Below are 20,796 nucleotides of genomic sequence, written 5' to 3' on the forward strand. Positions count from 1 at the left end.
CCCAGCTATGTTCTTAATGCAGACGGTGATAGCTGTGCAAGCTGACTTAACTGCTTTTTCGATAGTGTGTGGCGGTTTTCCGACTTAGCATGGCGGTGGCGCTGGTGGAGTTTATGGCCTGTGTGTTTAAATTCTGGGGACTGTAACGCCAATTTAGTGATAGCTAATGTCTCAACGGTGGATTCAGGATCATCGATAAGCAGCAGGTGGATGAATAATTCGTGATGCTTAGGGTGATGTTTGAGTAGAGTTAATAATGGCATATCGATCAGTAATTCGTGGCTGTGTTTGCATACCGGCACCGGCATCGAATCTAAAATGAGCTGCAGTTGCTGTGTTGTCAGTATGTCAATCGGTACTGGCTCTTTGGGAAAAAATCGGGATGATGGGATAATGCTTTTTAAAACAGGATGATACTGAATTGAAAAGTCTTTAAAAGCGATCTTTTTATAATTTGCCATGTTAAATCCCTTAATATTACTGGTAATGCGTTCGGTAGCTCTTTAATCATTAGCACCTATTGGCTTATCTATCTATATCTACTTTTTGATTTTATGGTGTAAAGGTGCTTTTTCTCTTTATAATTAGTAGTTTAATCCATGTTTTTATAATAATGTATTGAGTCTGCCTCTACTCTCTTAGCACAAAAAAACAGCCTGTAAAAAGCTCACTTAACACCTTCTTGCACGCAAGTGGCACGGTGGCCAAATTGGTCGTTCTTCTTTGTTTTTTTAAAATAACGTCAAGCAGTGCTTGTTTTTGGTTATGTGATAACAGGGCTGAGCCATACGCAATGGAGCGAAATACATGACAAAAAAGCGTATTCAGTAATTGCGGGATGGGTTGCCATAAAATGAACGTTTGTTGCTGGCATTGGTATTCAATAGCGTATTCGCAAGATGTTTCACTATTGTCGTAGTAAAGTCTGATTGCATTCTTTTCACAATGCTCATAACTTCGTATTCTGATCAAGTCGGGTATATCTTCAATGCAGCGCACTGAGTCTAATTGGTTACGGATCCATAGATATAACCATGCAACAAGAAGTTTATTATCTATTACCTGTTGAAATACAAGGCTCAATGAATACAAAATTTGTAGCGGATTTGGATAAACGCCTCCACTATTTTTTGATCTGTTATCTTTCTTTATCTGTTCCCATTTTGCCATAACTTATGTTCTCCTTTTCTTGGGTCGAATAGCGGACGTGGACAAATTGCTAAGTGCGGATAGCTTTCTTATCGTCGGCGTCTTTAAGCCCACGTTCTTTGCATTCTTATGTCTATAGAAAAGGTTACTCGCGATAGAGTCGAACTGCTGATAGTGCAAAGCGGCATGTTGGAGTAATAGTGTTTTGATAACCGCGTCAGCTTCGTCTTCATTAAAAATATGAAGATAAACACGGCATAAATGGCTGCGTGGATGTTGCTTGAGTAATTCAAAGGGAAGTGATTTTTCCAACAAAATATAAGTGTTTTCCTCTGAATCGGTTAAAACGGATAATGGCAGTTTGGACAATAAAATTTGAAGCTCTTGCTCTGACAGAAAATCCACCGCTGGTGGCGCCTGACATTTGACGCAGTCACCCTTGGATAACTCAGCAACGGTTGGATGCATGTTGAGTCGCAATTCACTTAATAAAATCCGTTTTATTTTCATCAATCTAATGCATGTAATTACTTTGTGAAGTGATATTAGCGGATTTTTTGAATTATCAACGCAGAAAGGTAAATAATTTTTAAATACATTAAATTCAATTGGTTAGGTGTTATGGTGTTAGTCAAATTGGCTAGAGCGTAAAAAACAAACCAGATTGGTGGTCTAGCTTAATGGGAGTGTTATCGTTCTGTGTTGTTGAGATGTTGAACCATCATATCAAGTTGAGCTTGGGTTTCTGAAAGGATTGAAAAGTCTTATGAGGTAAAGCATTCGGCTTGCGCAGGGAGCTGATTGTTGAGTTATGAGAGGTGAGAAACATCACACAATGCGCCAACGTCCACGAATGAAAGTGATGTTAGTGGGCAATCAAATACGTTTGAAGTGTCAAGTGAGCAAATGCATCATCGAAACGGCATTCGTATCGTCTGGCTCAGATAATGGTAATAAAGTGGTGAAAAAGACTGATGATTTCTGATTTAAATGCCAAGCCAGTGCTCAGATGGGCTAACCCCCACAGCTTGTTATCCAGCCTCTTTAAACTCGACTCAATACGATCAAAATGACAGTCTATTTTGTTACTGGGGGACTCAAAGTGGTAAAACTTCATCTCCTCGTTTACTTTAAAAGCGTCAAGGCGGTGAGTAATGGTCATTGAAGAATGTTCAACTTGTGCGGTTAATAATGCCAACCGATCCTCTAATTTGTCAAAGCGCAAGTTGGGTGACTTTTGAAACTCAAGGAAAGCTTGCTCTTGCATGAAAAGAGCGTGTTTGCACTGGTTTTCCCAGCGCATTTCTTGTTGTTTACACCATGCAGAGAATAGTATTTGATATTCTTGGGATAAATGATGTATCTGCAGTTGAGCGTAACGTTCCTCATTAGTCATTTGAGACTCCAAGGTAAAGTGATGAAACACCATCCCTGTCGTGTGCCTCTTTCCGTATGAGCTCTAGAATAGGGATATGTTCACTTTTTGCCCTCAAATAGTAGCAGATAAAGAGGCTTGAAAAAATAGATGAATATAAATTCAACGTTTTGCTGTGAGCGGCTTTCCTAAGCGGAAATAGCACTAAATAACCGTTTGCGTTTACTATGTTCAATGACAGAGCTGGTCGTCAGTGCCCTCTTCATTTACGTGACAGGATCATTAACGTAATACAACAAACAGCGTTTTTCGTAAACAACGTGATACTTTTTAAGACTTCTCCTTTAGCGGCAAAGAAAAGAATCTTTTCCAGTCACATAGCGCGTCAGTTTGTCACAAATTTTGTGCTTTTAACTTGGATAGCAAACCATATGGCTAAAGAAGCACTCTGGTATTCGCTTTATGGCAAACTAAGTGCGCTAATTTAGATTGAATTCGCTATATATCAAACATGGAAGCGTTCATGGCAAATCGTCAACAAGTTGGACAAACACTTGCGAAGATAAGAAAAAAAGTGTTGATGATTTTGCTCAATACGACTTCATAAGTCGTTTTTTAACTATTACTTTGGTATTGATGCTAATGAACTTGAGAGAACTTACGAGCCATCACTAAATATCGCTCGCTTATCATCAAGATAAAAATCAATGTGCGTCGCCTCCGTATTTTGACAAATGAGCTGTAATTGTTCAGCACTCGCTTTGTTAAGTAAAGGTTGTGTGTAACTTTTACATTCTCTGGTTATGGACAGGCAGTGATGTTTGTTTGTGCTTTAATATCTTCACTGCTTGCCTTTGATTTCCCCTTAGAAGCCTCAAACTAATCAATTAGCAAAAGTTCCATTTTTGTTCACTGAAAAAGGTGTAATCAGTTATGTGTATTATGAATTTTAGATGGTGCCTGTATGCCTTAACCTCATCAAGCAACTAAGAAAAAAAATGGTTTTAAGCCTAAAATGAAAAACCATAAAACTAGGGGCTGTTGATCTTCGACCACAGTACCCGAAATTAAAAACGAACGATCAAGCACTAGTGGCTTAAGCCGTCCGAACAGTTTCATTTAGTATCTATATTGTAGTGGTAACATTGTTGACACTTGAGCTGTTTTTGATACAGTTATAACTATGTTGATCCAAATGGTTATACTCATGGAAACTACATTAAGAACAATCGGTAACTCAAAAGGTGCGGTTATTCCCGTTCAGCTCTTAAAAGAATTAGGATTAAAAGTTGGTGATAAGCTTGAAGCGATTACAGAGAATGGTCGTTTAGTGATCACACCTAAAAAGCAAAAGAAATATTCTCTTGATGATTTACTCGCTAAATGTGACGACAGTGCACCGATGCCTCAAGAACTTGTTGATTGGGATGGCTCTAGAGCTGTAGGTGAAGAAATCTAATGGCTGTATTTGAGAGAGGGGATATTGTTAGAGCTTGTTTAAACCCAACTGTAGGTAAAGAGCTCCAAGGTGATTTTCGCCCTTGCTTGGTATTATCACCCAAGAAATACAACCGCTTAGGCTTGACGCTCATTGCGCCTATTACACAAGGTGGTAATTTTGCTCGTTTTGAAGGTTTTACGATCTCATTAATGGGAACTGGTACTGAGACTCAAGGAGTGATACTGGTTAATGGGGTTCGTATGGTTGACCTTCAGGCTAGAAGAGCAAAAAAAATAGAAGTTGCACCTTCAGAAGTAGTTGATGAAGCGTTGGCGATATTGGCAGCGATTCTTGAATAATTAAAGTTAGTTAATAATGCAAGATGAAATTGAATTAATAGAGTTCTCTTTGAGCTAGTCAATTCAGACTGACAATCGTTGAGAGAAGCTGAAAAGTTTATTCTCGAGTCTTCAGAGAATACAACTAAACACTAATTTATCCATAGAGGGGGATTGCCCCCTTAAGTAGAAATCAGATCCTCTTACCGTAAATATGAATTTTTCAAAGATTTAATACGTTCAATAAGATTGTTCTTTATTCACTAGATCCAAACGACAGAATATAAATCAACAACTTACTGTAATTGTGTCGTAACTGATTGGAAAGTAAGTACAATTTTTACAAACTTTTTTCCTTAGCATAGGTTTTCGTATCGTTGGGCTTCAAAGCCCGAGACTGTTGCCAAAAAAGAGGTGCAAGAAAAAGAATATCTTTCAAATGAAGGGTGTAGTAAAAGGCTTAATAACGGCCTAAATGAAAAAAATGAGGGATATCGATGATGAACCCAACATATTATGACTGAATAACTTTCTTGAACACCCCTATGACAAAAAATTGGATTACACAAGAGTTTCAACCATTGCAAAAAGCTTTTTCAAATAATCTCACTCTTTTTAAAAAGGATTATCAGAAATGTGTCGATCAATATATCAGTGCACCAAATGTGATACTTTGACATAGATAGATTGTTACAGAGTAAAAATGACTTACTTACTATAGGTGACTAACATCCTCATATGACCATTTCTTAGTACCTTTTTCCACGTGATTTACATGCAGTATAAAATTAATGGATCTAAAAATAGACTGTCAGAATCACCATCAAAAATCCAAGCTTTAAAATGTCCAGTAACGTGTTTCGTTCGGTATGATACTTATGTAGGCTCCCCATGTATCAACAATAAATTGCTTCCGAGATTCAATGCATACTTGTGTACGAGCTCTAATCGAGAAGCTATCTCAGGCTCTATGATATTTACGCGAACGAGTAAACCAATCTTTCGGCTCTCCAGAGTTTCCGTCTTTATTCTTTAATAATAAATTTACCTTAACAGCATCACCGTACTTAGATTGTCATGACCGCTCAATCATCTATTTTGCCATTGTGTCTCAATGACAATATTGAGCATCATATTCTGTCTCATCAATTAAAGAGGTAAGCGCTTCGATGATAGCGTTTATGCAGGCTTATAGATATCCCCAGCGAAAAGCGACTAATAGGCCGACCTATAAGAAAAAAGTTTCAGGTAACCAAAAATTTTTGCTCAGTGTTGTTAGGATCGAATTAAAGTAAAATGACAGATTTCCCAACGTTATTAACTTATTGACTACAAATGTTGATTGTAGCTTTTTGCATCAATTGTAGCGTGATGCCACACTGTGGTAGTGTATTTATCTAACGGAGAATATTATGCCAACAGCAAGCGTAAGGCTTGATCAAAGTCTGATTGAAAGTGCAACGATAATGGCAAAAGCTTTTCATCGTACGACGCCTAAACAAATTGAACACTGGGCTAAAATTGGACAAATGATGGAAGATAATCCTGATTTACCCTATGAGTTTATAAAACAAGCCATTATTGCTCAAGCGGAAACAGAAGCCGGAAAATTAGAGAGCTATAGCTTTGGTTAAAATCACAACGGTACTGCAGACAGCGTCGTTTAAAAAAACAGTTAAAAAGCTGCATAAAAATCAAAAGCAAGATCTTGATGCGGCGATTAAGAAGCATGATGGATGCGCCTTGCCTAGGTGAATTGAAAAAAGGAAATTTATCATTTTTAAGAGTTTATAAATTTAAAATGGTAAGTCAGTTAACTTTACTAGGTTATAGCTACCAAGATAGTGCCTTGGTGCTGGAACTTATTGCTCTTGGTTCTCATGAAAACTTTAATCGAGATTTAAAACAACGATTCTAATTTACTGAGCCTGTTAACCATTGACATTAAATCAGGCGGCTGACGATCAAAGGTTCAGTATCTTTTAAAGGATATCTACTCTAAATATTTCTGCGATACATCTAGTCAGATAATTTATGTCTATTGGCATTTAGCTACATCTTAAGTTAGCATCTCTCATGCAAATATACGTGTTATGGAAACTTTTGTATAAGTTTAAGCGTATAAAATTAAGGCTCACATATAGTAAAACTTAATGACTTCATATTGTTAATCTTATAAAGTGTTCGCCATCAATTATGGATGAACTCAACAAAAGGCATTGATAATGCGTTTTCTTTCTGTGCTTGTTTTATCAACTCTGTTTTTATCTGGTTGTTCTAACAATACTCAACATTTTACTGATACCTTCAAATTGGCTGTTTTTGGCAAAGAGCAGACTAAAATTGATCATGCGAAAGTAGTGGCATCTCCGTATGCGAGCCTTTACGTCAAGCAAGGCGAAAACCCTGCTGCATTAATGGTATTGGCTTGGGCCGAAGAGGGGCATACCAAAGGGCATCCCGCCTTGAAATGGTTGTCTTCTTCAAAAGAAATGCTGATGACCGAATCAGGTCGTATTACCAAAACCCTCAAATTACCGAATGAAAACCTTGTTTCAGTTCATTCGAATAAGCCCGATCCGCTTTCTTTGGGACTTCACTTAGACTCTACTCCTCGTTTCTGGCGATATCAGATCAGTTGGCAACCTGGTTATCATTTCGCTTATCAGGCTGAATCTCGCTTTATTTTAAAAGGCAAAGTGATTAAACAATTGCCTTCTGGTTTGAAAGAAACCTTGCACGTTATCGAGAAAGTCTCGGTGCCTAAATTATCTTTGAGTTATAACAACGATTATTGGATAGCCCCTAAAACTGGTGAAGTGATTGCAAGTTCGCAAATACCCGCACCGGGTATGCAGAGGTTTGAATTGACAATAGGCAAGTCGTTTGGTGGTTAACAATATGAAATATCAATTGAAAAAATGTTATTGGTTACTGGTGGCTTGTTTGTTCGCGAGTTATGGCGCTGTCGCTAATTCGATTGCAGTAGTTCAAGTCAATGTTAATGGTAAGCCGGTTCAATCCTTATCGTTTAATGAGCGTCCTAGGCTCGATAGTTTGGTGATCAATTCTTTGAAGTTCAGCAAGCAGTCCATGATAAATGTGGATTGGGGAGCTTCTGGCTTTTTTGATCTCTCTAAGCCCTTTGTCAGTAAAGATAAAGTTATATCGGATCTTGAGTTTAGTGCAGTTAACTCCTCTGATAAAGAACATAAAGCGGTGCTAGCACTCGTGGCGAAACTTAAAGAGATGAATTTTGCCAAGCGTGAATTTATTGACTTAGATCCAGACTTTATTCGTTTGTCAGAAAAGGGAAACCCCAAAATTGATGGTAAGTGGTTACTTTCTGTAAAACATACACCTCAAAAAGTCTTGGTGGTTGGTGCGGTTAATCACAATAAGAATGTTGAATGGCAATCAAGAACTGATGCCTTGTCATACATTCATCAAGCCAATTTATTGAATACAAATACTTCTTCGGTGATTGTTATTCAACCTGATGGCGTTATACAGAAACACCAGGTAGCGTATTGGAATAGTGATTTTCAGGAAGTGGCACCTGGTGCGATAATTTACGTGCCTTTTGTGTCAGCAGATTCTGCTCTAGACAAAGCAGTAATAGAACTCCTGAAAAATAGAATTTAACAGCCACCCTGAAATTAAAGTAACAGCTTAGATACAAAAGAATTATGATGAAACTTAAATGGTATTTCCCTTTATTGGCTTTAACTTCGGTTACTGCGCTGGCTGATGAATATTCATACCCTCAGTTAACCCATTCGCAAACGGATTTTGGTGGTGTTGGCTTAATGCAAATGCCTACCGCCAGAATGATGAAAGAAGGTGACTTGCGCTTTGGGATCACCAATAACCATGATTATATTCAATATGCGGCAACCTTGCAGTTGTTCCCGTGGTTTGAGACAACGCTAAGATACACGCAAGTTCATGAGCTACTTTACAGTGGTGACCCAAATTTTAGTGGTCGCACAAAATATACTGATAAATCCATTGATGCCAAATTTCGATTGTGGGAAGAAAGCTATTGGTTGCCGCAAGTTTCAGTCGGTTTTAGAGATATTGGTGGTACAGGACTTTTTGATGGTGAGTTTATTGCTGCCAATAAACGCTATGGTCCGCTTGATTTTACCCTTGGGGTTGCTTGGGGTTATATGGGTAACCGTGGCAACATCATTGGTGATAAAAATTTAGGCGTTGACTGTGGCCGAAATACGGCAACATCGGGTAAAGGCGGTGAAGTCCAATTTGACCGTATGTTCCGTGGTTGTGCTTCCCTCTACGGTGGTATTGAATACCAAACTCCCTATAAGCCATTACGCTTAAAACTTGAATATGATGGCAATGATTATCGAAGTGATTTCCCTCGTGTTCGTGGTGATACCCCGATGACAGTATCAACCCCATGGAACATCGGTTTCGTATATTCATTGACTGACTGGGCCGATTTACGTGTCAGCTACGAACGTGGAAATACCATTACCGCCGGTATTACGATTGGTACCAATGTTGCCAAACTTTCTCCTACATGGGTAGATAAGCCTAAGCCTAAATACAAGCCAAAGAAACCTGTTTCAAATCTATCTGATAAACAGTGGCAAAACCTCACCAGTGAACTTGCAGAAAATGCTGGCTATTACAATGCCAAAGTCTATAAAGGCAAGGATGAAGTCGTTGTTGTTGGCGAACAAAAGAAATATCGAAATCGTGCTGAGGCCGAAGAGCGTGCGGCGATTTTAATTGCCAATACTGGGTTAAAAGCTAAGCAATATCGCTTAGTTGAGACGAATAAAGGTCAGCCATTGACCGAAACTAAAGTAAATTCTAAATCATTTGCCAAAGTGGCTACCAATGATTACCTCGGAGCTTACTTTGACGATGCGACGTCTGAGCAGAACCCTGAGCCAGTAACAGGTGAATTAAAAGCCAAAAGTGGAAAACCTTGGAGCGTTGGCTTAGCTCCCGTACTTCAACAATCGTTTGGTGGCTCTGAAGGCTTTTATATGTTTGCCCTTGGGGTAAGTGCAGATGCCAGCTATAAACTGGGTGATAACTGGTTAGTGTCAGGTAGCTTATACGGTAATATTTTCAATAACTACGATAAATTTAAATACACTGTGCCACCCGATGGCACGGATCTTAAAAGAGTTCGTACTTTAACAAGACAATATATTGAGAACCGTGTTTGGCTAAGTAATTTACAGTTAACGTATTTTGATAAGTTATCCGATAACTTTTATGCTCAAGCTTATGGTGGTTACTTAGAAAGTCAGTTTGCAGGTGCGGGCACTGAAGTGTTATATCGTCCTCTCAATAAAAACTGGGCGTTTGGTATCGATGCTAACTATGTTAAACAACGAGATCCTAATGCGATTTTAGGTTTGTTTGATAAAGAAGTGCATTTTGATAAACAGGTAGGTCGTAATTACCGAGTTCAAACTGGTTCTGTGACAGGGAATGCAACCTTTTATTATCAACCTAAGTTTTGGTCGTTAATTGATAATACGTTACTTAAAGTAAGCTATGGTCGTTACTTAACTGAAGATCATGGATTTACGGTCGACTTTTCAAAGCGCTTTGACAATGGTGTGATTGCAGGGGCGTTTGCGACTAAAACCAATCTATCAGCTCAAGAGTTTGGTGAAGGAAGTTTTACCAAAGGCTTTTATATCTCAATTCCGTTTGATTTAATGACTGTGAAGCCTAGCACTGAGCGAGTCGGCATTTCGTGGTTACCGCTACAACGAGATGGTGGCAGTATGCTAAGTCGTAAATACTCTTTGTATAAAATGACCGATGCTCGATCGCCGTGGTTTACTAAATAAACAAATATCAAGTCTTAGGTTGCAGAATTTTGATTTTGTAACCTAAAACTTTAGACAAGCCTTTCTTAGAATCTTGTGTTCTGCAAGTTTCTTATTCAATATCGTTCAGTAGTAATACCTTTGATACGCCTTACTCATTTCCTATTTTTAGCACCTTAACTCACTGGACAGTATGAATTTAGGACTTTGTTTATTTCGCAGTTTTTTGATTTATTTCTAAATTAAGCTTAACTCTATACTGTGTATTTACAGTTCATTAGCGCTTTTTTTTACACCAAAAACAGTGCTTAAAAGGAGTTATTAAAAATGAAAAAAATCATTATTCAAATTGTATTGCTTTTCTTTGTACTGCTTACCTCAAAAGATTTATTCGCCACGACCACACAAAATAATATTCCATTAAGCAACAAAAATATTGCTCCTTCATTAGTAAGTCAGGTTTCTATTCCTGCCCAAACGGGGTCAACTACGGGCTCAGCTTCTGTTGCATCTTCAGCGGCTGTAGGCAGCATCACAATATCAACAGTTGCGATTACCACTGCGGTGTTTGTTGGTGTTGCTGTAGCGGTTGATAATAGTGATACAAATACCACTACGACAATTTCATCACCAGTTGCCAACTAAATTCGTTAAATTGCAACAGCATTGCAGTATTTTTAGTTTATACTCGGCCTTTTCAACATTATGAAGCTGCGTCTATGAAAATATGTGTTGTGGGAATTGGGTATGTCGGCTTATCAAATGCGGTATTGCTTGCTCAAGACAATGAAGTGATTGCGTTAGATATCGATGCTAACAAAGTAGATAAAGTAAACCGAAAACAATCACCGATTTTAGATAAAGATATACAAGATTTTTTAACCAATAAGTCGCTAAATTTAGTTGCTACCATAGATGAGCAACAAGCCTTCATTGGTGCAGAGGTCGTGATTATTGCTACGCCTACCGATTATGACCCTGATACGAATTATTTCAATACTCGCTCTGTTGAAGCTGTGATTGAATCCGTTATAGCTCTTAACCCCAACGCAATGATGGTAATTAAATCAACCGTTCCTGTTGGTTATACTCAGCGTATAAAGCAAAAGTATCACACTGATAACGTACTTTTTTCCCCTGAGTTTTTACGTGAAGGTAAAGCGCTATACGATAATTTACATCCTTCAAGAATTATTGTCGGTGAAGATTCCGAGAGGGCACGAGTATTTGCACAGTTGTTAGTGGATGGAGCAGAAAAAAACGATATTCCTGTTTTGTTCACAGACTCTACTGAAGCTGAAGCCGTTAAATTGTTCTCGAATACTTATCTGGCGATGCGAGTGGCATATTTTAATGAGTTAGATTCTTATGCTGAAGCTCATGGTCTAGACAGTCGTCAGATAATCGAAGGTGTAGGGTTAGATCCCCGTATTGGTTCACATTACAACAATCCTTCTTTTGGGTATGGCGGATATTGCTTACCTAAGGACACCAAGCAATTACTCGCTAACTATAAAGAAGTGCCAAACAATATTATTGGTGCCATTGTTGATGCAAATCGCACTCGCAAAGACTTTATTGCCGACTCAATTATTAAAAGAAACCCCAAAAAGGTCGGAATTTATCGATTAATCATGAAAACGGGCTCGGATAACTTTAGAGCGTCATCAATTCAAGGCATTATGAAAAGATTAAAGGCGAAGGGAATTGAAGTTGTCGTTTATGAGCCTGTATTAGAAGAAAAGCACTTTTTTAACTCTGAAGTTGTAAAAGATTTAATTACATTTAAGCAAGAGTGCGATGTCATCGTTGCCAATCGAATGGTCGACGATCTTATAGATGTCGAAGACAAAGTGTATACACGAGACTTGTTTGGTGCAGACTAAATATCTGAAGCAAGATTGATTTCTTTACGCTCTCCACTTCCCCGATAGTTGCTATCGGGAAGACAACATCAAGATAATATTTTCAATCTAATATACGAACTTGTGGAATTTTAGGTATGCGCTTAAGATCACCTCATCGTTTTGATTGAGATAGATTTATGAAATATTTAGTAACGGGCGCAGCAGGTTTTATCGGTAGCGCTGTTGTTGCAAAGCTAACTGATTTAGGACATCAAGTCGTAGGTATCGATAATCTTAATGATTATTATGATGTTGATTTAAAGTTGGCTCGTCTAGAAAATATCAAACATGAAAACTTTAGATTCATGAAACTTGATATTGCAGATAAAGAAGCCATTGCTTCTTTGTTTATCCAAGAGAACTTTAATCGTGTAATCCACTTGGCCGCACAAGCGGGAGTGAGATACTCTTTAGAAAACCCTTTTGCTTATTCAGAATCTAATTTAACGGGGTATTTATCGATATTAGAAGGTTGTCGTAATACCAAGGTTGAGCATTTGGTGTACGCTTCTTCAAGTTCAGTTTACGGATTGAATAATAAAGTTCCATTTCAAACTTCAGATTCTGTCGATCATCCTATCTCATTATACGCAGCAACCAAAAAATCGAATGAGCTGATGGCGCACAGTTACTCTCACCTTTATGATATACCAACGACCGGTTTACGCTTCTTCACTGTCTATGGTGCGTGGGGAAGGCCAGATATGGCACCTTATATCTTTACCAAAAAAATCCTTAATGGTGAGACAATTGATATCAATAATAATGGTGACATGTGGCGCGACTTTACCCATGTTAAAGATATTGTCGAAGGTGTTGTTCGTATTGCTGATGTTATTCCAAGTCGAAATAACAACTGGACAGTAGAAGAGGGGACGCCAGCATCAAGTTCTGCGCCTTATGCCATTTATAATATTGGTCACGGCTCGCCTGTGAATCTAATGGAATTTATAGAAACACTTGAACAAGAGCTTGGCGTTGAAGCGAAAAAGAACTTTAGAACAATGCAACCCGGTGATGTGTACCGTACTTTTGCTGATACGCAGGACCTATTTGAAGTCACGGGCTACCGCCCACAAGTTTCCCTTAAAGAAGGGATCGCTGATTTAGTGAGTTGGTATAAAGAGTTTTACAAATAAGGTTGTAGCGATAGTTAAGCCTCTTTATCTGACTCAGTGCTTAGTGTGAGCGAATCATAAATCCGTTCACATTGAGTGCCAAACAGCCGATGAGTCAAGTTTATACGATTTATTGTGTTTGCAATGAATTAAACTCCTTTTGAAATCCTCTATCTAAATTGCACCTCAATACTCTCAGGTATAGAATAACGCCACTTTTATCAATTAGATTTTAAGGTTAGTGTCCATTATGACAGTTAAGACACGTTTTGCGCCAAGTCCTACAGGCTTTCTTCATGTAGGTGGTGCTCGTACCGCGTTATATTCATGGCTATATGCGAAAGCGAACAAGGGTGAGTTTGTTCTGCGTATTGAAGATACCGATATTGAACGTTCAACCCAAGAAGCTTGCGATGCCATCTTATTAGGTATGGATTGGCTTGGTTTGAATTGGGATGAAGGGCCGCACTATCAAACCAAGCGTTTTGACCGTTATAACGAAGTCATCGAACAAATGTTAAAAGAGGGCAATGCTTATAAATGTTATTGCTCACGCGAACGTGTTGAAAAGCTCAGAGAAGAGCAAGCGGAAAAAGGTGAGCGCCAAGGTTACGATGGTCATTGTCGTGATCAAGCGCCTCGTGATACCGATGAAGAGTTTGTTATTCGCTTCAAAAATCCTCAATCAGGCAATGTAGTGTTTGATGATCATGTTCGTGGTCGTATCGAAATCTCTAATGAAGAACTGGATGATTTTATTATTGCTCGTAGTGATGGCACACCAACTTATAACTTCTGTGTTGTTGTCGATGATTGGGATATGGGGATCACTTGTGTTGTACGTGGTGAAGATCACATCAACAACACACCTAAGCAAATTAACGTATTAAAAGCGCTAAATGCGCCCATTCCTGAGTATGCACACGTTGCAATGATTCTTGGTGATGATGGTGCCAAGCTTTCAAAGCGTCATGGTGCGGTTAGCGTAATGCAATATCGTGATGACGGTTACTTGCCTGAAGCGCTACTGAATTACCTAGTTCGTTTAGGTTGGTCTCATGGTGATCAAGAAGTGTTCTCTATTGATGAAATGAAAGAGTTGTTCTCTTTAGACGCCATTAATAAAGCGGCTTCGGCATTTAACACTGAAAAGCTTCAGTGGTTGAACCAACACTACATCAAGTCCTTAGCGCCTGAATATGTGGCTGAGCACCTTACTTGGCACATGATGGATCAAAACATTGATATGTCGAATGGTCCTGAGCTGTCTAAAGTGGTTACCGCTTTATCTGAACGTGCAAAGACATTAAAAGAGCTTGCTGAGTCTAGCCGTTATTTTTACGAAGATTATGAAAGCTTTGATGAAGCTGCGGCGAAGAAACATTTACGTGGTGTTGCACTTGAGCCACTAAAGCTTGTGAAAGAAAAAGTAGCAGCTTTAACTGAATGGACGCCAGAAGCGATTCACCAAGCCATTCAAGATACGGCAGCAGAGCTAGAAGTGGGTATGGGCAAAGTAGGGATGCCATTGCGTGTAGCCGTGACCGGAGCGGGGCAGTCCCCATCATTAGACGTTACTTTATACCTGATTGGTCAAGAGCGTTGTGGTCAACGAATCGATAAAGCGGTTGAATTTATAGCAAACAGGCTTAATTCCTAAAAAACGTGTTGACACATTTGGGTACGCTGCATAGAATGCGCCTCGCAGTTGAGACACAGGGTGACCTAAGTCGCAGTGTACTTAAATGTAATTAAGGATTTCGGGGCTATAGCTCAGCTGGGAGAGCGCTTGCATGGCATGCAAGAGGTCGACGGTTCGATCCCGTCTAGCTCCACCAATTCTTAATCTTGTCCTAATGCCTAGCATGAACGACAAAAGCAAAGTCCTATTGTGTCCCATTCGTCTAGAGGCCTAGGACACCGCCCTTTCACGGCGGTAACAGGGGTTCGAATCCCCTATGGGATACCACTATCTTTAACTAGATGCTCATTTAATGGTTTTGAGTTTAAATAAAATTATTAGTCCTATTGTGTCCCATTCGTCTAGAGGCCTAGGACACCGCCCTTTCACGGCGGTAACAGGGGTTCGAATCCCCTATGGGATACCACTATCTTTAATTAGATGCTCATTTAATGGTTTTGAGTTTAAATAAAATTATTAGTCCTATTGTGTCCCATTCGTCTAGAGGCCTAGGACACCGCCCTTTCACGGCGGTAACAGGGGTTCGAATCCCCTATGGGATACCACTATCTTTAATTAGATGCTCATTTGATGATTTTGAGTTTAAATAAAATTATTAGTCCTATTGTGTCCCATTCGTCTAGAGGCCTAGGACACCGCCCTTTCACGGCGGTAACAGGGGTTCGAATCCCCTATGGGATACCACTATCTTTAATTAGATGCTCATTTAATGGTTTTGAGTTTAAATAAAATTATTAGTCCTATTGTGTCCCATTCGTCTAGAGGCCTAGGACACCGCCCTTTCACGGCGGTAACAGGGGTTCGAATCCCCTATGGGATACCACTATCTTTAATTAGATGCTCATTTGATGATTTTGAGTTTAAATAAAATTATTAGTCCTATTGTGTCCCATTCGTCTAGAGGCCTAGGACACCGCCCTTTCACGGCGGTAACAGGGGTTCGAATCCCCTATGGGATACCACTATCTTTAATTAGATGCTCATTTGATGATCTTGAGTTTAAATAAAATTATTAAGTCCTATTGTGTCCCATTCGTCTAGAGGCCTAGGACACCGCCCTTTCACGGCGGTAACAGGGGTTCGAATCCCCTATGGGATACCACCTTTTATAACTCTGGTTGTAAAATGGAATCTGGAACAGATACCCATTCCTATAATCGTGAGATTATAAGTTAAAATCTGGAAACAGATATCAATTTATTTGGAAAATTCCAAATGAGTCTATGATAATAGCAAGTTGTTGTTATTACTCGCCAAGTTAAGTATTATTGCTTCTCTTATATGGGGCTATAGCTCAGCTGGGAGAGCGCTTGCATGGCATGCAAGAGGTCGACGGTTCGATCCCGTCTAGCTCCACCAATAACCACCATTAAGGTGGTTTTTTTGTATCTGAATTTAATAACACATTTATCAGCCCAGTCTTTTATTGGGTCGAACATAAAATTTCAATTTACATCTTTAACAAAACTGACAAAAACAAAAATAAGTTTGAAATTCCAGCTAACTCACTGTAATTGTTAGATTCAATATTTTTTGAAAGTGTTTTTGGATTATGAGTACTGTTATTGAATATGGTTACTTGGAACCTGCGGTTTGTTGCTTTTTATCAAGTCCAACCGCAGCGGAAGATGCGGTATCGACAGTTAAGTATTTAAGTTGTGCTAAAGACTACCAAGACCCTAAATCGGTATGCTTAATTGAGGTAAGAAACATACCTTTTCGAGTGACGCTCAAGTGCAATTCTATCAATGGTGCAAATGATACACCTGAATATCAGTATTTTTATGCAGATAAAGTAGCTTATGAAACTGATGGTGATCCCATGTCGGGTTATAAATTACAAGTTAGGGGGCGGTATTGCCTATCTAGAAATAAAAAAACTGAACAGGCAATTGAAAATGTACTCAGTCAAGAATTAGTCTGTGAATTGTTTCAGCAGTTTTTACAAAAATACACAGGTGAATTAAACAAGTTGGATTTTCAGGCAAATAACGAAGGGTTCTCAGAACTTGGCAATCCTGATTTTTCATCGGCTAAAATTAGAGGCCGAACCAATGAATACCTTCGTCATTATGCTCCTAAGTGGAACTTAGTCGAAGATCGCCGTTTTTAGTTGCGATAGAACAGTATGTTGAAAATTCGTTTTAAACTGTAATTGAATTTAACTGTTTTAGCCTAATACAGCTTTTTATGCGCATTCCTGAATTAAAAAAGTCTTGAGACGCAACTAGGTACGGGCTTTTTGTAAATACGAAGAGGTGGAATTGGTGAACATTGATGGAAAGGTAACTTCACAAGGGCATGGTTAAGTGGCCCCTAAGCTGTCCAATATCTCAGGCACCCAAATCGAATTTTAATTTGATTATTAGCTGCTATTTTCTATTTAGACAGTTTATATTAGTAAAATCTAATTTAAAAAGGACGCTTAATATGATTAAAGCTTGCATAAAAACATTGGCACTCTTTTTTGTTGTTCTTACTACAGCGTGTAGTGCAAATATCAATAATGCCAATGTTGCACAATTAGGTTTAAAAAAGCTGAAACATCCTCAAGAAAAAATATATACCGGAGGCCAACCGACTAAGGCTCAGTTAAAAGGCTTAAAAGCGGCAGGTATAATGAATATCATTAATTTACGACCTATCTCAGAACAAAGCTGGGATGAAAAGCAGTTTGTAGAGTCTATCGGTTTGAATTATATTTCAATCCCTGTTGCGGGCGCTAAAGATATCTCGGTAGAGAAAGCTCAAGAGTTATCTCAAAAGCTATTAAAACTATCTAGTAAAGGCGTGTATGTCCATTGTGCTTCTGGTAACCGTGTTGGAGCTTTAAAAGCCATAGAGTCATACCAAAGTAATGGTCATAACTCTGAGGCGGCTATTTCAAAAGGAAAGCAATGGGGATTAACTCGATTAGAACCTTTGGTAAGAAGTAAGTTTTCAACAATGAATAAATAACTTTTTAAAACATAAAGCCACTAGTTTAGGGTTGGATAAGCTAGTGGCTGTTTCGTTACTTTTCCCAAAGCGACAGCTTAAAGTGACCTCTAAAGAAAAGTAGTGATGCCGCACCTATGCAGAATGCTGCGGCCCATATTGAATAGCTAACTTGAATTAATGAGATCACGCTTCCTATTCCAGCCGCAATTAAGTTACCGACGCAAAAAATAGTAACTAGCATTCCCATCAATTGTCCCTGAGCCTTATGTTCATAGGCTGTAGAAATATAACTGGTCAAAAATCCGTTATAAATTCCCACACCAAAGCCAACTAACGCGAACGTGATCCAATAGCTTTGTTGAGAAGTAACAGGAACTAAAAATAGAGCTGTAGTAACTAAAAGCATACCTATCAATCCAGCTTGAGCCGTTGTCATGCGCTTTTCGATTCGACTATTCAACATTGTGCTGCTGAAGATCATGCAGCTGGTAATTAATACCGTGGCCCAGCCAATCTGAGCTGGGTTGTAAGCAAATTTTTCTACTAACCAAAGAGGATAAAACTCGTAATAAATATTAATTCCAAGCATCAAGAACAGATATAAAATAAAAAATTGACGTAAAGAACTGTCTTTTAAAAGTACTAAACTTGAACCTTTATCTTCTTGTTCAACCGCTTGATTGGTAGAGTTAGGCAGTAGTAATTGACAGCAGAGTGTTGCAATAAAACAAACTAGCCCTGCGATAAGAAACAATACATCGATACCAAATGGCGCTAAATGCCCTCCAGCTAGTGGACCAATTAAATAGCCTCCAAATCCCATTGCACTTATCCAAGACAAGCTTTTGGTTTTGTTTATCGTTGGGTGCAAATCAATGGCAATAGCTCGTGCAATAGCGATATTGCCTTCAAATAAACCCGTGAGAAGCCTTGATAAAGCAAACAGTACAAAACTTCCAGATATCGCTGCTATAGCTGTGAGCATATAACTAAGGCTACAGCCAAGCATAGTGAGGGTTAACACTTTCTTGCGACCATATCTATCTGAATAGGCACCGATAACGCTGGAGCCAATAATGACACCAAGAGGATAAATGCCGATTACGACTCCAAATAAGATTTCTTTTGGAAGCGACATAAAGTGTGTTAATGGACTTGTGCCTTCATTAAACAGGGGAGCAAGGACAGGGTAAGGCAAGGCAATACCCGACACACTAAGTAGAGTAACGAATAATGTCACACCTAAAATAGATTTGGCTTGTAGTTCTTTGTCCATTGATACTTTATGAATATAGAATTGATGAGGAAACGTACTATGGCACGGAAGTGTAAATATGTAAATTAAATTGTTTATTAATTAAGGGGTAGTATTTGTAATACTTGAAACAGGTCGTAACACTTTATCACACTCATGTAGTACTTTATTGCTTATTATAATGTCCATAATAAAAACTATACTCGTGATACTTGAAGATGCAGGATTTCAGCGAGAATTAATTGCCATTTAGGCAAGGCACTTACTTGTAGTAATAGTTATTCTATTACAAGGGGAAGTAACGCAGTATAAATGGCAAGTAAGCTCGCACTACGTGGGCTTTTCAGCATTGATTCTTCTTTGTTGTGAAAGCTTAAATTAGCCCGCTAGTTCTGCACTTTCACGCCTAGAATAATGCAACGCTGAACAAGCCCTGAAAGTTGCATCTTCAAGTATCACGAGTATATCAGTATTAAGTTAGGGAAATTCAGGCTCATTAAGGCAAGTGATTGCTCAATGAGATAAGAAGGACTAATTGTGAGAGGATTGTAGAGTGGCGAGCCCAAAACAAATTATTTTACCTATTGTCGTATTAGTCGGCGCTGTTGCTGCGGCCGTTGGTTTTTCCGCAATGAAAAAACCACCGAAAGAAAAAGAAGAAATTGATACACGACCAATTGTCGCTATCGAAGTCATTGAGCCTGTAAGTTATACCCATAACGTAAACTCGTATGGTGTGGTAACTGGAAAGTATGAAACTGAACTAGTCGCTCAAGTTTCTGGTGAGGTTTTGTATATATCAGATGCTTTTGTACGTGGTGGTTTTGTTCGTAAAGGTGACGTACTGGCTAAAGTTGATCCTATTGATTACGAGGCTTCACTCATTGAAGCTCAAGCTTCTGTGGCTAATGCTCAGTCTGCATTGATCCAAGAAAAAGCCCAAGGAAAAGTAGCAGAGCGTGAGTGGGCACGTATTACCAATGGCACACCAACAGAGCTGAGTTTGCGTAAGCCACAATTAGCCCAAGAGCTAGCAAGATTAAAGTCAGCCCAAGCTAAATTGAAGCGTGCAAAGCGTAACTTCGAAAGAACGGTTATTCGTGCGCCATATGACGCTTTAATTGAAGGGCGCAATATTGGTTTAGGTTCATTTGTTAATTCAGGAACACCACTAGGTAAAATTATCAGCGTCGAAACCGCTGAAATTCGCTTACCTGTAGCAGATAAAGAGCTGCGTTTTTTAAGTAATCAAGGCCAAAACGCTGAAGTACAAATTAATACTCAGCTGGCTGGAGAAACACGTAGTTGGCAGGGAAAAATTATTCGCTCAGAAGGTGTGGTAGACAAAAACAGTCGCATGACTTATTTGGTTGCTCAAATTATCGATCCTTACGGATTGAACTCGCAACAAGCTCCCCTAAAATTTGGTTCTTATGTAACGGCCAATATCGTTGGAGATAATGCCGGTCAAGTCAGCATTATACCTCGCCATTTAGTGGATGAAGGTAAGGTCGCATTATTAGGTGAAAACCGCCTACTCAAGCTGGCTCCTGTGACGATATTAAGAGAGTCTGGATCTAATGCCATTATTTCAACAGGCTTGAATGCAGGTGATAAATTAATTACTTCGTCACTAGAGTATCCACTTGAAGGTATGGAATTAGCACTACCTGAAGACAATCAAAATAAAAGCCAAGATGAAGACTTGGAATTAGATACACAATTAGCAGAAAAACAATAAAGGTAGGG

At 38.9% G+C, this 20,796-nt stretch carries 19 protein-coding genes and 9 tRNA genes; 23 read left to right on the forward strand and 5 right to left on the reverse strand.

The features are described from left to right. Positions 1-5: 5 nt before the first annotated feature. From E2H97_RS05790 to E2H97_RS05805, 4 genes are all read right to left on the reverse strand, one after another. Positions 6-461 carry a hypothetical protein gene (locus E2H97_RS05790; RefSeq protein WP_133406266.1) on the reverse strand — a complete coding sequence of 152 codons (456 nt, stop codon included), beginning with the start codon at positions 459-461 and terminating at the stop codon, positions 6-8. 169 nt (positions 462-630) lie between these two features. Continuing rightward, positions 631-1,170 (reverse strand): hypothetical protein, encoded by a 540-nt coding sequence (locus E2H97_RS05795; protein ID WP_133406267.1) that lies wholly within the window; start codon positions 1,168-1,170, stop codon positions 631-633. A 3-nt stretch (positions 1,171-1,173) separates the two neighbouring features. Then, on the reverse strand, positions 1,174-1,659 hold the full coding sequence (locus tag E2H97_RS05800; protein ID WP_133406268.1) for a hypothetical protein: 486 nt from the start codon (positions 1,657-1,659) through the stop codon (positions 1,174-1,176). Between the two features lie 430 nt (positions 1,660-2,089). Beyond that, a complete protein-coding gene (locus E2H97_RS05805) occupies positions 2,090-2,545 on the reverse strand; it encodes a hypothetical protein (RefSeq protein WP_133406269.1) in 456 nt (151 codons plus the stop codon). Positions 2,546-3,731: 1,186 nt separating this feature from the next. Between E2H97_RS05805 and E2H97_RS05810 the strand changes: the two genes are divergently transcribed. The 22 genes from E2H97_RS05810 (at position 3,732) to E2H97_RS05915 (ending at position 17,810) form a co-directional block, all read left to right on the forward strand. Next, on the forward strand, positions 3,732-3,983 hold the full coding sequence (locus E2H97_RS05810; RefSeq protein WP_133406270.1) for an AbrB/MazE/SpoVT family DNA-binding domain-containing protein: 252 nt from the start codon (positions 3,732-3,734) through the stop codon (positions 3,981-3,983). Further along, a complete protein-coding gene (locus E2H97_RS05815) occupies positions 3,983-4,324 on the forward strand; it encodes a type II toxin-antitoxin system ChpB family toxin (protein ID WP_133406271.1) in 342 nt (113 codons plus the stop codon). Before E2H97_RS05810 ends, E2H97_RS05815 begins: the two co-directional genes overlap by 1 nt. Before the next feature lie 1,391 nt (positions 4,325-5,715). Then, positions 5,716-5,937, forward strand: a complete 222-nt coding sequence (locus tag E2H97_RS05820) for a TA system antitoxin ParD family protein (protein ID WP_133406272.1) — start codon at positions 5,716-5,718, stop codon at positions 5,935-5,937. Positions 5,938-6,014: 77 nt separating this feature from the next. Then, positions 6,015-6,221, forward strand: coding sequence for a type II toxin-antitoxin system RelE/ParE family toxin (locus E2H97_RS05825; RefSeq protein WP_246029061.1), 207 nt, complete (start codon positions 6,015-6,017; stop codon positions 6,219-6,221). A gap of 307 nt (positions 6,222-6,528) precedes the next feature. Continuing rightward, on the forward strand, positions 6,529-7,200 hold the full coding sequence (locus E2H97_RS05830) for a YjbF family lipoprotein (protein ID WP_133406274.1): 672 nt from the start codon (positions 6,529-6,531) through the stop codon (positions 7,198-7,200). 4 nt (positions 7,201-7,204) lie between these two features. Then, positions 7,205-7,948, forward strand: coding sequence for a capsule biosynthesis GfcC family protein (locus tag E2H97_RS05835; protein ID WP_133406275.1), 744 nt, complete (start codon positions 7,205-7,207; stop codon positions 7,946-7,948). Positions 7,949-7,992: 44 nt separating this feature from the next. Continuing rightward, positions 7,993-10,146, forward strand: a complete 2,154-nt coding sequence (locus tag E2H97_RS05840; RefSeq protein ID WP_133406276.1) for a YjbH domain-containing protein — start codon at positions 7,993-7,995, stop codon at positions 10,144-10,146. 306 nt (positions 10,147-10,452) lie between these two features. Further along, on the forward strand, positions 10,453-10,770 hold the full coding sequence (locus E2H97_RS05845) for a hypothetical protein (protein ID WP_133406277.1): 318 nt from the start codon (positions 10,453-10,455) through the stop codon (positions 10,768-10,770). Positions 10,771-10,844: 74 nt separating this feature from the next. After that, complete coding sequence (locus E2H97_RS05850) at positions 10,845-12,011, forward strand: nucleotide sugar dehydrogenase (RefSeq protein ID WP_133406278.1); 1,167 nt, start codon at positions 10,845-10,847, stop codon at positions 12,009-12,011. Between the two features lie 158 nt (positions 12,012-12,169). Continuing rightward, positions 12,170-13,171, forward strand: coding sequence for an NAD-dependent epimerase (locus E2H97_RS05855; protein WP_133406279.1), 1,002 nt, complete (start codon positions 12,170-12,172; stop codon positions 13,169-13,171). Between the two features lie 229 nt (positions 13,172-13,400). Then, positions 13,401-14,810 carry a glutamate--tRNA ligase gene (gltX, locus tag E2H97_RS05860; RefSeq protein ID WP_133406280.1) on the forward strand — a complete coding sequence of 470 codons (1,410 nt, stop codon included), beginning with the start codon at positions 13,401-13,403 and terminating at the stop codon, positions 14,808-14,810. Between the two features lie 102 nt (positions 14,811-14,912). Beyond that, positions 14,913-14,988: transfer RNA gene (locus E2H97_RS05865), tRNA-Ala, on the forward strand. Positions 14,989-15,043: 55 nt separating this feature from the next. Then, positions 15,044-15,119 (forward strand) — tRNA-Glu (locus E2H97_RS05870). A gap of 63 nt (positions 15,120-15,182) precedes the next feature. Further along, positions 15,183-15,258: transfer RNA gene (locus E2H97_RS05875), tRNA-Glu, on the forward strand. A 63-nt stretch (positions 15,259-15,321) separates the two neighbouring features. After that, positions 15,322-15,397 (forward strand) — tRNA-Glu (locus tag E2H97_RS05880). 63 nt (positions 15,398-15,460) lie between these two features. Next, positions 15,461-15,536 (forward strand) — tRNA-Glu (locus E2H97_RS05885). Positions 15,537-15,599: 63 nt separating this feature from the next. Then, positions 15,600-15,675, forward strand: a tRNA-Glu gene (locus E2H97_RS05890). Between the two features lie 63 nt (positions 15,676-15,738). Continuing rightward, positions 15,739-15,814: transfer RNA gene (locus E2H97_RS05895), tRNA-Glu, on the forward strand. A gap of 64 nt (positions 15,815-15,878) precedes the next feature. Further along, a tRNA-Glu gene (locus tag E2H97_RS05900) sits at positions 15,879-15,954 on the forward strand. Positions 15,955-16,135: 181 nt separating this feature from the next. Continuing rightward, positions 16,136-16,211: transfer RNA gene (locus E2H97_RS05905), tRNA-Ala, on the forward strand. A gap of 193 nt (positions 16,212-16,404) precedes the next feature. Further along, positions 16,405-16,965 (forward strand): hypothetical protein, encoded by a 561-nt coding sequence (locus tag E2H97_RS05910; protein WP_133406281.1) that lies wholly within the window; start codon positions 16,405-16,407, stop codon positions 16,963-16,965. Between the two features lie 317 nt (positions 16,966-17,282). Further along, positions 17,283-17,810 carry a fused DSP-PTPase phosphatase/NAD kinase-like protein gene (locus E2H97_RS05915; protein ID WP_170308252.1) on the forward strand — a complete coding sequence of 176 codons (528 nt, stop codon included), beginning with the start codon at positions 17,283-17,285 and terminating at the stop codon, positions 17,808-17,810. 55 nt (positions 17,811-17,865) lie between these two features. Here E2H97_RS05915 and E2H97_RS05920 read toward each other — a convergent pair whose 3' ends face one another. After that, on the reverse strand, positions 17,866-19,068 hold the full coding sequence (locus E2H97_RS05920) for an MFS transporter (protein WP_133406283.1): 1,203 nt from the start codon (positions 19,066-19,068) through the stop codon (positions 17,866-17,868). Between the two features lie 532 nt (positions 19,069-19,600). On the opposite strand from E2H97_RS05920, the gene E2H97_RS05925 reads away from it, so the two are divergent. Beyond that, on the forward strand, positions 19,601-20,788 hold the full coding sequence (locus E2H97_RS05925) for an efflux RND transporter periplasmic adaptor subunit (RefSeq protein ID WP_133406284.1): 1,188 nt from the start codon (positions 19,601-19,603) through the stop codon (positions 20,786-20,788). The last annotated feature ends 8 nt before the right edge of the window (positions 20,789-20,796 follow it).

It is taken from the genome of Parashewanella tropica, assembly GCF_004358445.1.
Lineage (GTDB): Bacteria > Pseudomonadota > Gammaproteobacteria > Enterobacterales > Shewanellaceae > Parashewanella > Parashewanella tropica.

What these genes read in the sequence shown, in the direction of transcription:
- E2H97_RS05910 (WP_133406281.1), top strand. Translation starts at nt 16,405, where the DNA reads ATGAGTACTGTTATTGAATATGGTTACTTGGAACCTGCGGTTTGTTGC.
- E2H97_RS05815 (WP_133406271.1), top strand. Translation starts at nt 3,983, where the DNA reads ATGGCTGTATTTGAGAGAGGGGATATTGTTAGAGCTTGTTTAAACCCA.
- E2H97_RS05790 (WP_133406266.1), bottom strand. Translation starts at nt 461, where the DNA reads ATGGCAAATTATAAAAAGATCGCTTTTAAAGACTTTTCAATTCAGTAT.
- E2H97_RS05820 (WP_133406272.1), top strand. Translation starts at nt 5,716, where the DNA reads ATGCCAACAGCAAGCGTAAGGCTTGATCAAAGTCTGATTGAAAGTGCA.
- E2H97_RS05855 (WP_133406279.1), top strand. Translation starts at nt 12,170, where the DNA reads ATGAAATATTTAGTAACGGGCGCAGCAGGTTTTATCGGTAGCGCTGTT.
- E2H97_RS05795 (WP_133406267.1), bottom strand. Translation starts at nt 1,170, where the DNA reads ATGGCAAAATGGGAACAGATAAAGAAAGATAACAGATCAAAAAATAGT.
- E2H97_RS05825 (WP_246029061.1), top strand. Translation starts at nt 6,015, where the DNA reads ATGCGGCGATTAAGAAGCATGATGGATGCGCCTTGCCTAGGTGAATTG.
- E2H97_RS05800 (WP_133406268.1), bottom strand. Translation starts at nt 1,659, where the DNA reads ATGAAAATAAAACGGATTTTATTAAGTGAATTGCGACTCAACATGCAT.
- E2H97_RS05830 (WP_133406274.1), top strand. Translation starts at nt 6,529, where the DNA reads ATGCGTTTTCTTTCTGTGCTTGTTTTATCAACTCTGTTTTTATCTGGT.
- E2H97_RS05835 (WP_133406275.1), top strand. Translation starts at nt 7,205, where the DNA reads ATGAAATATCAATTGAAAAAATGTTATTGGTTACTGGTGGCTTGTTTG.
- gltX (WP_133406280.1), top strand. Translation starts at nt 13,401, where the DNA reads ATGACAGTTAAGACACGTTTTGCGCCAAGTCCTACAGGCTTTCTTCAT.
- E2H97_RS05805 (WP_133406269.1), bottom strand. Translation starts at nt 2,545, where the DNA reads ATGACTAATGAGGAACGTTACGCTCAACTGCAGATACATCATTTATCC.
- E2H97_RS05845 (WP_133406277.1), top strand. Translation starts at nt 10,453, where the DNA reads ATGAAAAAAATCATTATTCAAATTGTATTGCTTTTCTTTGTACTGCTT.
- E2H97_RS05850 (WP_133406278.1), top strand. Translation starts at nt 10,845, where the DNA reads ATGAAAATATGTGTTGTGGGAATTGGGTATGTCGGCTTATCAAATGCG.
- E2H97_RS05920 (WP_133406283.1), bottom strand. Translation starts at nt 19,068, where the DNA reads ATGGACAAAGAACTACAAGCCAAATCTATTTTAGGTGTGACATTATTC.
- E2H97_RS05915 (WP_170308252.1), top strand. Translation starts at nt 17,283, where the DNA reads ATGATTAAAGCTTGCATAAAAACATTGGCACTCTTTTTTGTTGTTCTT.
- E2H97_RS05810 (WP_133406270.1), top strand. Translation starts at nt 3,732, where the DNA reads ATGGAAACTACATTAAGAACAATCGGTAACTCAAAAGGTGCGGTTATT.
- E2H97_RS05840 (WP_133406276.1), top strand. Translation starts at nt 7,993, where the DNA reads ATGATGAAACTTAAATGGTATTTCCCTTTATTGGCTTTAACTTCGGTT.